The organism is Nitrospirota bacterium, from assembly GCA_040754395.1.
Taxonomy (GTDB): Bacteria; Nitrospirota; Thermodesulfovibrionia; order Thermodesulfovibrionales; family SM23-35; genus JBFMCL01.
In genome coordinates, this window is the sequence record JBFMCL010000002.1 from 168,546 (window position 1) to 180,059 (window position 11,514).

Consider the following 11,514-nt stretch of genomic DNA (forward strand, 5'->3'; position numbering starts at 1 on the left):
GCACCTCTTTCTTATCTAAGCCCTCTATTTTTACTGCGTTCGTACCGTTCTTCAGTATGCATGCCAGTCTGCTTATCTGGTGCAAGTGCATTAAACAGTCTTTCAACTTCTTCTGCGGGTAATGGTTTACTGAAGTAATACCCCTGTCCCATATCACATTTCAAAAGGCGCAGGAACTTCCACTGTTCCTTAGTCTCCACCCCCTCCGCAATTATTTTCAAATTAAGCGCATGTGCCATATTGATGATAGCCATTACGATTGATGCAGAATCAGGATCATTCACCATTTCTTTGATAAATGTTATATCTATTTTCAGATTGTCGATTGGGAATCTCTTCAGATATGCCAATGACGAGTACCCGGTCCCAAAGTCATCAATAGAGACTGAAACTCCTATATCCTTAAGTTCCTTGATAACCAGGCTGGTAATTTCCACATTCTGCATAAAGGCGCTTTCTGTTATTTCCAGGGTAAGGAGCGAAGGATAAAATCCACTTTCTCCCATTATCTTCTTCACCCTCTCAGCCAGATTCTTTTGCCTGAATTGTATTGGTGAGATATTCACCGAGACTGGTACTACAGGATACATTTTATCCTGCCATTCCTTCACCTGCCTTATCGCTTCTTTCAAACTCCACTCCCCAACCTCAAGAATCATCCCTGTTTCTTCCAACACGGGAATAACCTTCTCCGGAGGCACTAACCCCTTGTCCTTTTTTTGCCACCTGATAAGGGCTTCCATCCCTATTATTCTATTTGTAGTTATATCCCAGTACGGTTGATAATGGAGAATAAATTCCTTTTTCTCATGGGCTATTGCAAGTTCCTTTTCCAGCGATATTATTTCTGCTGCCCTCAAATCCATATCTTCAGTATAAAACTGGAACGATTTCCTCCCGTTCTTCTTTGCAGTTGATAGTGCCAATCCGGCTGATTTCAGAAGTTCAGCGGCATTGTTTCCGTCTGAAGGATAAAAAGAAATACCGGTATTGAATGACAGTCTTATTTTCTCATTTTTTACCGTTATATTCTGTGTTATATCCTTTATAATCTTTTCTAAAATTAAAATAATATCATCAACGTGACCTATATTAATAAGTGCTATGCCGAATTCATCGTTACCCAGCCTTGCTGCGATATTTCCTGTTTGGATACTATGTGATAGTCTCTCCCCGACTGCTTTTAAAATATCATCGCCAAACGCATGTCCGTATGAGCCACTGATAAGTTTAAATCGCTCAATATTAACAACTGAGACCGCAACATTCTTTGAGGTGTCCTTTGTTCGAACAATGGCCTGGTTAACCCTCTCAATGAACAGATTTCTATTGGGGAGCCCTGTTAAAGAGTCATAATACGCGAGATACTCAAGCTGCCCCTCCATTTGTTTCCTCTCTGTGATATCTCTGAAAGTAACGACTGTTCCGGTAATCTTGTCATTTTCTTCTATAGGGGTACTGGTATATTCGACCGGGAAAAGTGTGCCATCTTTTTTCAAAAACAGTTCATGATTGACAGTTTGGACTGCGCCATCATGAAGAGACGCATGTATCGGGCAGTCTTCTTCAGGATAAGTATTTCCATCAACCTGTTGAGAGTGCCAGATACTGTGAGTGTCCTTGCCTATGAGTTCATGTGGTGCATATCCGAGCATTCTTGCCGCAGCCGGGTTAACGAATGTGTGGTATCCATTTTTATCGAGTCCTAAGATGCCTTCTCCCGCCGAGTTCAGAATAAGCTCATTCCTGTGGCTCAGCTTTTTTATAGTCTCCTCCGAATGCTTTCGGTCAGTGACATCTCTGCCTACCCCACTAATGCCAATGGTTTTTCCCTTGTGGTCTTTCAGCACTGATCCCCTAAAATCATATGGCATATGTCTCCCGTCTTTAGTGATAAGTGCTGCCTCAACAAATCCCTCACCCTCCTTATATATTGTCTCAATTGCTTCAGTCAATCTTTTGGCATCTTCTTCAGAAAAGAAATCAGGCACTTTCATCGAAGATACTTCTTCATCGCTTAACCCTAATACTGTATTCGCTGCCTTGTTCCACCTGAGCAACTTACCTTCCAGATCAAAAACAAAGAATAAATCCTTCAGATTATTCAATGCGTTTTCAGTAAAATGCTTTTCTTGTTTCAGCTCCTCCACCGCACACCGGCGCTCGTCTCTTGCATGCAATGCCATGATGCCATATGAAATTTCCTTTGAAAATTGAATAAGCAAATTGACCTCCTGTTCGTCAAATGCATAGGGATGAGAAGCATAAATATTTAAAGTGCCAAAGACTCTTGCGTCCGCAATGAGAGGAAGTGAAATGCATGACGCATAACCGCGCTTGATCGCCTCTTTGCGCAGGAAGGCATGGTGTTCATCTGATAGCATATTGCTGATAATGACTGGTTTGCCCGTTCTGATTGCTGTACCTGCGGGATTTTTTCCTCTTTCATCGTCGGCCCGGGAAGTATTCAGGGCCGCAAGATATCCTTCGTCATATCCTGCATGGGCGACAGGATTGACACTCTCTGCCTCATCTACCCCGGCATAGCCTATCCATGCCAGGCAATAACCTCCGGTCTCAACGAGAACCTTGCACATGCCGTTCAGCAGCTCGTTCTCTTCGGTAGCATGCACTAATATCTGATTGCATTCACCGGCGGTCTTGAGTGCCCGGTTTAAAATGTGCAAATCCTTAATTCTTTTTGCAAGCTCAGAGGTTCGTACCTGAACTTCGACTTCAAGATCGTCATGCGATTTCTTAAGTTCTGCCGACATCTGCTTTTGCTCTGTGATATCCCGCGCTACGGAAAAAATCAGCTGCTCTTCAACCAGCGGATAGCAGTTCCATGAAACCCATTTATAAGAACCATCCTTGCATTGATAGCGGGTTTCAAATGTAACCACCGATTTGCCTTTCTTGAGTCTGTTTGCCATATCGATTGCCAATTCCCTGTCTTCAGGATGAATGAATTCAAGATACGGTTTAGACATCAGTTCTTTTTGTGTCCAGCCAAGGGTTTTTTCCCAGGCCGGGTTTAACTGCTTGAAGAATCCGTCGAAACCGGCAATGCAAAACATGTCGATTGAGAAGCTGAACAGGCGTTTGCGTTCCACCTCTGCACGATTGCGCTCGGCAATCTCATTCCGGATGATTACAACAGAGACGACCACGATAATAACCGCCAGAAGCAACCCTGACATCACAATAAAAGATGTTGCACGACCCAGCAATCTCAATGTTTCATCATGCTGGTTAAGGAGCCTGGTCTCTTCAGTTACAAACTCATCAATTACCTTGTCGATATTTGTCATCAACTGCTCACCTTTTCCAGTCATAACCAGGGTTTGGGCAGCAACTCGCCCCTGTTTCCTCCGGATTTCAATAACTTGTCCATTATGTTCGGTCATTTGCGCAATGAGGAGTTCGAGTGCTGCGATACTCTTCTGCTGTTCAGGCTCTCTTGAGGTTGATTCCCTGACAGTTTTTATCCTCCAATGAATTGTCGCAATCTTGGAATGGTAATGGGCTAAGAGTTCTTCCTGCCCGGTAATGACGTAACCTCGCTGATCGGACTGAATATCGTTAAGAAGGGAATTCACTTCGACAATATCGGCAATAACTTCATAGGTTTGCTTGCGCAAATCGGCAGAGGCAGAAAAATCAGATATAAATACTTGAGAGGCAATACTGATCATAACAAGAACGAGCAATCCCAGCCCAAAGCCGATACCCACCTTGGTTTCTATGTCGCGTTTCACTGTCAATCTGTCTTGTTGAGAATCGTCGTTATCAGTTTTCTGCCCCCTAAATGACCTGAATCCAGCGATACGCATCGCCAAACGTTTGATAAACGTGTCATTGCTTTTTGTCCGATCAATTTTTTTGTCCATCATTGCACATGTTCAGGATTGTGATTCTAATGACCCTTCTCCCAAACCATCAACCTTTCTTTTGCGATCCACTCTTTCCACATGGCTTTCAAAAACATATAGTAGTTGACAGGCTTAATGATGAAATAAGCCCACAAAGACGAAATGACTTTTCCAACCATCCTGATTCTAAATCCCGTGATAAGACACACAATGGCTACCAGAAATATTTCAATCATCAAGAATCCACCAAGGGTATAGAGCATATCTGAAGTTACCAAATAGATACTGAGGGCAAGAAGGGGTGAGAAAAAGCTGTCAAGCAGATATCCGTAAACGAATGTGCCTAATTTCTTGTTCTTTCTGAAGCTGTGAACGCTTATATTCTGGAAGAAACTTCGATACCATCTATTCACCTGTTTTTTGAATATTGCAAATGTCGGTGGGTCTAACGGATAACAAAGGGCATTCGGGGCATAATAGATGCGAAAACCGTTCAAAAGAAAATCCCATGTAAGATCCATATCTTCGCCCATCGTTCTTGGCTGAAACCCGCCCATTTTCTGAATATGCTTGGTGCTGAAAACCGCAAAGCACCCGGAGCAAACAAGAATTGTGCCCGCACTGTTCTGGGCAGATTTGAAGATTGTCAGGCCCAAGATATATTCTATGAATCTTCCCCTTTCCCACAGAGTTTCAATCCTCTGGGGTATGACAAACCCGCACACTGCTGCCGTAAGAGGATCATTGAAATAGGGCAGGGTGTTCTCTATTGCTTTTTTGTGGAGTATGGTGTCCGCATCTATTGAAACCATCAAATCTGTGTGAATATCATTAATTACATAGTTCTGAGCCATAGCCTTTGTTCCCTGATTCTGATGAGTCCTGACCACCCTCACCCCTTTTTCTAAGGCTATTTCTCCTGTTCTGTCTGTAGAACAATCGTCAACTACAATAATTTCATCGATATAAACTGACTGACTTCTGATACTGTCAATCGTGTCAGAGATATTTCTCTCCTCATTGTATGCGGGGATAACGACGGTTATCGTGTATTGCCTGCAGGGCGGCCCTGCAAGTATTTTCGGTTTCAATCCAAACAGTCTGCGCCAGTTCACATCGATTTTCAATTACTCCTCCTTTTTGGAGTTCAGGTAGTACAGATGAGATATTTCCTCTCTCAACTGTGGAGATGCCATGATCACCTGTGTTGGCATTGTGTTGCAGCACAGCAAATTCTCCAAAATGGTATTCGTCATCGCAGCCGTCAATTCGGGGGAAGCAGGTATTGTTGGATAGTTATAGCTTTTCCCTTCGGCTGAAAGTTTATCGACCTCTGCCCTGAAAGTTGAATCAGTTTCTATGACAGCCGCAGTGGGTTGTGTGTATTTCGTAACAAAATCATTTACGAATACACCAGCCCCTGTCAATCCCAAAACAGCAACCAGTATCGGATACTTGATCAATAAGTGAATAACCAGGCTGCAAGTACCCATGAGACCGCTCGTTCCTAATCCGTATGCCATTGTTTACCTCCTGTTTTTCCAATCCCCTCCAGCTGACCACTGAAGGAAGGCTACTGCTCTCCAGGCATTATTAGACGAATCATTGAAGTATCCGAAGTACTCACCGCGGATACCAAGATCAATCACCCCCCAATTGTTTAGACCGGCTTTGAGTGGATGCTTGACTTTCCCCCCGAAAACCGGCCTCCACCTGTTGTTCCAGAAATCATTGGTATGATCTGATTTTGTGAGACCGATTCCGGCAAATGTGTTTAGCACAAAATCCGACTCCCCTAATTTCATCCAGTCAATTCCCTGTTCAACGTACATGTCGAGCTTTGAACCTCTCTCTATATCGTTGCTCGGAGTAAAAGAAAGTTCTCCCCATGAATACCAGGGATAACCGAGTATCTCGGCTGTTGCTTGATGACTGAATACTGAAACTGTCATCAAGATTACCAAAACTGCCAGGCACCTTTTCATTGAAACCTCCCTTAAAAAAATTTTTAGAGATTGCCTTCAAAAGGCATTTTCTTTTATCTGACCATGTTATTGCAGGAGCCATGCCAGATTGTTTAAAGCTGAAACATATTGAATTACAATGATAATTTCAAGCCGCTCAGAAATGCGGGGGAAAAGTGTTCGTTTTTAATACAGGGGATTGAAATAACAGGGAATTATTATAAATGCTTTTAAGTTATTGTTTTTTATGAAATAATGTAGGGAAGGTTCAGAAGTGTTCGTTTCTGAACATGGTGTTCGAAATTATGCTATTTAATTGAGTATTTCTTCATTGTCCCGATCACGCTTTCGACTGTAATCCTCTATCTCAACAGGAAAAGATAGGGATCAGGCTAACGCAAGCCTGATCCCATGCTCTTTACATCATATTAATCGTGCGTCCTAATCTTTAAACATTATTTAACAACTATGTCTCCCTGAGCAATTGGCATCGGTACAGTCTTGTTGGCTGACCACTTGCTGGAGAACCAAACCCCGCCTGCTTTCCTCTGCAGAGTCATGGCAATGGTATCACCATTTCCATTTGCCTGATTACCATCCTTAATGTGGATTTGCAACTGTGCCCCGCCCTCTATTGCGATAGAGTTGGCCGGATCCGTAATATCAACGAGATTAGCCTTGCTGCTGAAACTCGCTGTTCCGGATGGTTTCTGCACCGTCAATACTGCAATAGCCGTGCTCTTGATCTTATAGGTGCGAAGCACATTACCTATTGAACCGTCAGGTTTATAGTAACTGCGCACAGTGATATTGACAGCCCCCTGGGGATTCGCGCCACTCTTGTTATACTTTACGTCAAATGAAAAATCCGTTGACTGGCCTGCTGCGCCGGCAATATACCCTCTGGAGTCTGTTCCATTTGTTGTCTTGCCGCCTCCAATAATCCATCCATTATCCAACGGTTTTGCAACCGTGACAATCGTGTCGTGAACCGGATTATTGAGAAGATAGCCGCCGCCGACAATTACAGCGATGTCAAGTGATGTTACATAGGCATTGCCCATATTGTACTGAACGATTGCACTCGCGGTTCCTACCTTCCTGTCGTCTGGATTCACAAGGCCAACAGGCAAATTTGCAGCCCCGTTGATTGGTGTATATAAACCATTTGAGTTGCGGATTGCAAATGTTACCCTTGCATTGCGGATATCACTGGTGCATACCTGATCAACATCCTGAATCGTAGCGCTTAAGGCAAGCGAAACAGTATTGCTGTTCGTTGTTACCGTTGTCCAGAAGAATACATTGCCTGTATACACCGCCTGACCGGCAAGTGGCCCAACTTTAGCTGCGTTAATAGTGAAGCTCTGTGATGTGGTGCTATTGGAATAGATGTCATCGGGACCGAATGAGACACTTACCTGATACGTGCCGGGCATATTCGCAGAACTCAGCGTCATGCCTGTTGCTGCAACCCCATTGGCATCTGTTACTGCGCTGGCTGTAGCTGCACCAATCATGAAGTTAATCGTCTTGCCCGCAATGCCTGAGCCAGAAGTGTCATCGGTTAGCCTGGCAGAGACTCTCACGCAATCAGAATACAGTCCTGCAGATTGTCCCTGATATACCAGCGTTGTCGGTCTCTTGTCTATTGTCAGCGCACCGTTATCAATCGTGACTGAATAGTTGTTCAACTTGCTGTTTGGATCATGCAAGGACGGTGTGATCGTATACGTCCCCACAGGACTGGACTGTGTCGCAGTTGTGCTGTAGCTTGCAGTAATGCCATCGCCGTTCACAACGCCGGTAAGCGAACCGCTCAGTGCCGGGTTCGGCTCACCGTAAATCCTGTTCTTATCATGAGCAATGACAGTGAGTGATTTCTTATTGATGGCAAATGAACGGTCTACATCAGACGCCGCATTGTAATTTGCATTACCCGCCTGCGAGGCCCTTATGGTGCATGTGCCTGGCTCCACAATCGTGACCGTCGTGCCGGATACTGTGCACTTAGCCGCAGTCAAGCTGCTGAAGGCCACCGTCAATGACGATGAGGCTGTTGCGCTCACCGCAAAGGGCGCATCACCATACGTCCTGTCGGCAAGTGTGCCAAATGTGATTGTCTGATCTGCCTTATTGATGGTTTCTGTTTGATTGGCAGATGTAAGCCCGGTAGCTGAAGCAGTGATTGTCGGCGCACCAGCATTCAAATCTTTATAGTAGAAACTCGCCGTATTGCCTGTGGAGAGGATCGTTACGCTTGTGATGGAACTTGTGCAGGAGGCATCGCTATAAAATGTTCCGCCTCCGGAGGAGCTGCTCAGATTAACTGTCATATTACTTGTCGGGTTGGTTGGCGTATTGCTGGCGTCTTGTGTTTGTACTGTTATTTGTGGTGAGCACTCTCCAACAGTCCTTGTGAATACAGTGGATGTAAAGGCAAGCTTGGTGGGATCTAAAGAATTAACAGTATATGTCGCACTTCCAACTATGTTGCCCGGGGCGCAAGCTCCGCTATTGCCAGTTTTGCAAATGAGAACTGTATGACTCGCTGCAGTTACGGGGGTATATGAGTCACACACATTGTTTGTGCCCGACGATAAATTGCCTGACACGGTGTCTCTCACCAAAGTTGAAGAATCAAATGTGGTCGTACTTTTATACCATTGCATACGATAAGCCGCGGTGCCACCTCCAGTAACTGTAACCGAGGATTTTGCACTTACCTGACTGCCCAAAATGAAAGATGTTGATTCTGATGTTGTGGGGGGACAATTAGAACTATAATTATAGATTGTTGTTGTGGCGCCACTTATACTGGCTGCTATTTTATACGGCCCCACATATGGCCCTCCGCCTGCCTCAACACCGGCCGGCTGTATTTCATCAAGCCCCGTATCCGCCATTGCCGCAGCCATATTCACGCGGCCGTTTCCGGTCTGCTCGTGCGTGCCTGCAGGATCTGCAGTGCGCGCGAGACGCCCCACGATTACCCCATTGGTGAGGGTTGGGTCATCAGCCTTCATAAAAGCCGCGACACCTGCAACAATTGCCGCTGATGCAGATGTTCCGTTCAGGGATACAATGGAATTTTCAAGACCGGTCGTTGCAATGTCCTCTCCTGGTGCTGCGAGAAACACGCTCTGCCCAAAGTTGCTGAAAGAGGCGAGGTTGTCAGAATAATCTGTTGCTGAAACCCCGATAACTCCGCGGGCACCAGCCGGAAACGTTGGGTCGCTTATTCCTTCATTTCCCGTGGCTGCCACTAAAACGACATTCTTTGACCATGCATAGTCAACCGCTTCCTGGAGAAAAGGGCTGAAGCCGGGGTTGCTGAAACCCATCAGGATTACGTCAGCACCGTTATCTGCTGCCCAGATAATGCCACTTATGATATCGCTGTCCTGGCCTGTGCCGTCAGCGTTCATTACCGTAACGGGCATTATTTTCACTCTGTCCAGACCGATACCGGCTATGCCATAGTTGTTGTCAGTGATAGCGGCGATTATGCCGGCAAGCCATGTGCCATGACCATGGGAGTCGCTCAGGCCGTGAGAATCATCAAGAAAAGACCTGCCCATGATAACGTTTGCGGCAAGGTCTTCATGGTTTGCCTGAACTCCCGTGTCAAGAATGGCAACTTTTGATGATTGCCATGGGAAAAGGATACCATAGACAAGGTCCCAGCCTATTTTCGACAGGGCCCACTGAAAGCCGTAATCGGGGTCAGCGGGCATACCCTGCACCTCCCTGATTTTATCCTCTGCGGCACTCTCAACCCTCGGGTCAGACTGGTAGTTCTCCAGGATTGTTGAAAGTTGGTCTGCCTGAACCTCGACAACATGAAGGCGCAGCGCCGGAATCGAAGAAGTCTCAGTACCCCCGTTTGCATGAATGACGGCGGCCTGTTCATACGCAGAAAGGCCGCTTACCATCCTGATGATCAGCGATGAGGTAGAGGATGGCTGTTCGGCCATGGCGTGGGAAAATAACCCTCCCGCTATCATCAAGACCAAAAGAAAAACTGCAAATCGCCTGAGATACAAGAATTTGTTACTGAACATTTGTTCCTCCTTTTTAATAGTTACTAAGTTTCATGGGCTTCCCCGGGCATCTGCCAAATTTCGCCTGGGCATTGCCGATCCACCCTGCATAGAGTCTGTTCCACCTCAGTACCTTGCTCCTTATTACACATACACATGCTCAAAAGTTACCTTATCAATGAACATCCCAACAAGTTCCGGGTCAAACTGGGTTCCTGCATTGCTCTTCAGTTCCCCGACTGCCTCCTGAAATTCAACAATAAATGGATTTACACCATTACCATGCATCTTTCCCTTGCATTTGTATGAATCCTTGCTCACCATCACATCAAATGCCTCTGCAATTGCGATAATTCTGGACTCAAGAGGGATTTCTTGACCTTTCAATCCCGAAGGATACCCTGCACCGTCATATCGTTCATGATGGTACAGGACAATTGGTGCAATGTGAGCATAAAAATTTATCGATCGCAGCATTTCATAGCCAAGCTGGGGATGTGTTTTATAGTCATTTTTGGTATTTGAATTTTTCAGGTATAAGTTGTTGAGAAAACCAATATCGTGGAGCAGGCATGCGGTATACAACTTTTTTTTCTCACTCTCGGGCATGTTCATCGCCTGTGCAATCGAAAGACTGTATTTTGCAACTCTTTTTGAATGCCCCCGTTTTTCTATGTGACTGTCGATGGCATTCAGCAAAATATCTGTGAGATGGATCTCGAAATTCTTCTGATCCTCATAAAATTTTGCCATGTCAATCGCCAGGGCAGCCTGATTCGCAAAATACGTGAGGACTTCTGCATCCTTCTCAGCAAATAAATTCGAATTTTTATTCAACAGTTCAATTACGCCGATCACGCCTGTGCTTAACTTCAATGGTGCGCAAAGGATGGACTTGGTCTCATACCCTGTCAGCCTGTCTATTTCAGGATTGAACCGGACGTCCTGTCTGACATCATTAACAATTACCGGCTCGCCGATTTGCACAACCCTCCCTGCTATCCCTTCGGTTTTTGGCACAGAAACCCCTTGCAGTTTACTGCTCTCCGGTCCTTTTACATTCTTAAAGACAAGCCTGTCTTTATCAACTATCATGATAGACCCTGCATGAGCGTCAGTTATTGTTAATGCATGTCCCAGTATTTTCTCCAACAGAATATCCCCGTGTTTTTCTTCCTTTATATCCAGTGTAAAATTAAGCACGTCATCAAGCTTTCGACTGTAATCCTCTATCTCGTTTGCAGCCTGCCTCGAAACCTTGTTTGATAGATAAAGACCTATGACACTCAGGAACGCACAAAATGAGAGCATTGCTACTATTGAAGGATTTGTAATAAAGTCCCATTCGTAGTACAAGAAGCGCAAAACGAGAAAGAGTAATGCAAGGACAATGAGCGCCACAATATAATTAAGCAGTTTGATCTTTTCCTTAATGGTATCTATTACTTTTGTTTTCACTAAACACCTCTTGATGCGATTTTTTCTGACAAGCACCAGATACGATACAACGCTATATCGCCCTTCAACACTGCCAGACATCCTTTAAATCATTCATTGATATATCATTATTCGTGCCAGTTTGGTTAAAGCTGAAACTTTCTGAAATACAAAGATAATTTCAAGCCGTTAAAAAAT

The 11,514-nt window shown here is 44.9% G+C and carries 6 protein-coding genes; all 6 read right to left on the bottom strand.

Annotated elements, in window-relative coordinates; genetic code table 11:
• Positions 1–11: 11 nt before the first annotated feature.
• Positions 12–3,893 (bottom strand): EAL domain-containing protein, encoded by a 3,882-nt coding sequence (locus AB1552_01995; protein MEW6052547.1) that lies wholly within the window; start codon positions 3,891–3,893, stop codon positions 12–14.
• A gap of 23 nt (positions 3,894–3,916) precedes the next feature.
• Positions 3,917–4,999: a glycosyltransferase family 2 protein gene (locus tag AB1552_02000; protein MEW6052548.1), complete on the bottom strand. Its 1,083-nt coding sequence runs from the start codon at positions 4,997–4,999 to the stop codon at positions 3,917–3,919.
• On the bottom strand, positions 5,000–5,395 hold the full coding sequence (locus tag AB1552_02005; protein MEW6052549.1) for a hypothetical protein: 396 nt from the start codon (positions 5,393–5,395) through the stop codon (positions 5,000–5,002).
• Between the two features lie 3 nt (positions 5,396–5,398).
• Positions 5,399–5,857 carry a hypothetical protein gene (locus AB1552_02010; protein MEW6052550.1) on the bottom strand — a complete coding sequence of 153 codons (459 nt, stop codon included), beginning with the start codon at positions 5,855–5,857 and terminating at the stop codon, positions 5,399–5,401.
• A gap of 434 nt (positions 5,858–6,291) precedes the next feature.
• On the bottom strand, positions 6,292–9,900 hold the full coding sequence (locus AB1552_02015) for a S8 family serine peptidase (protein ID MEW6052551.1): 3,609 nt from the start codon (positions 9,898–9,900) through the stop codon (positions 6,292–6,294).
• Positions 9,901–10,023: 123 nt separating this feature from the next.
• Complete coding sequence (locus AB1552_02020) at positions 10,024–11,337, bottom strand: HD domain-containing phosphohydrolase (GenBank protein MEW6052552.1); 1,314 nt, start codon at positions 11,335–11,337, stop codon at positions 10,024–10,026.
• Positions 11,338–11,514: the final 177 nt, after the last annotated feature.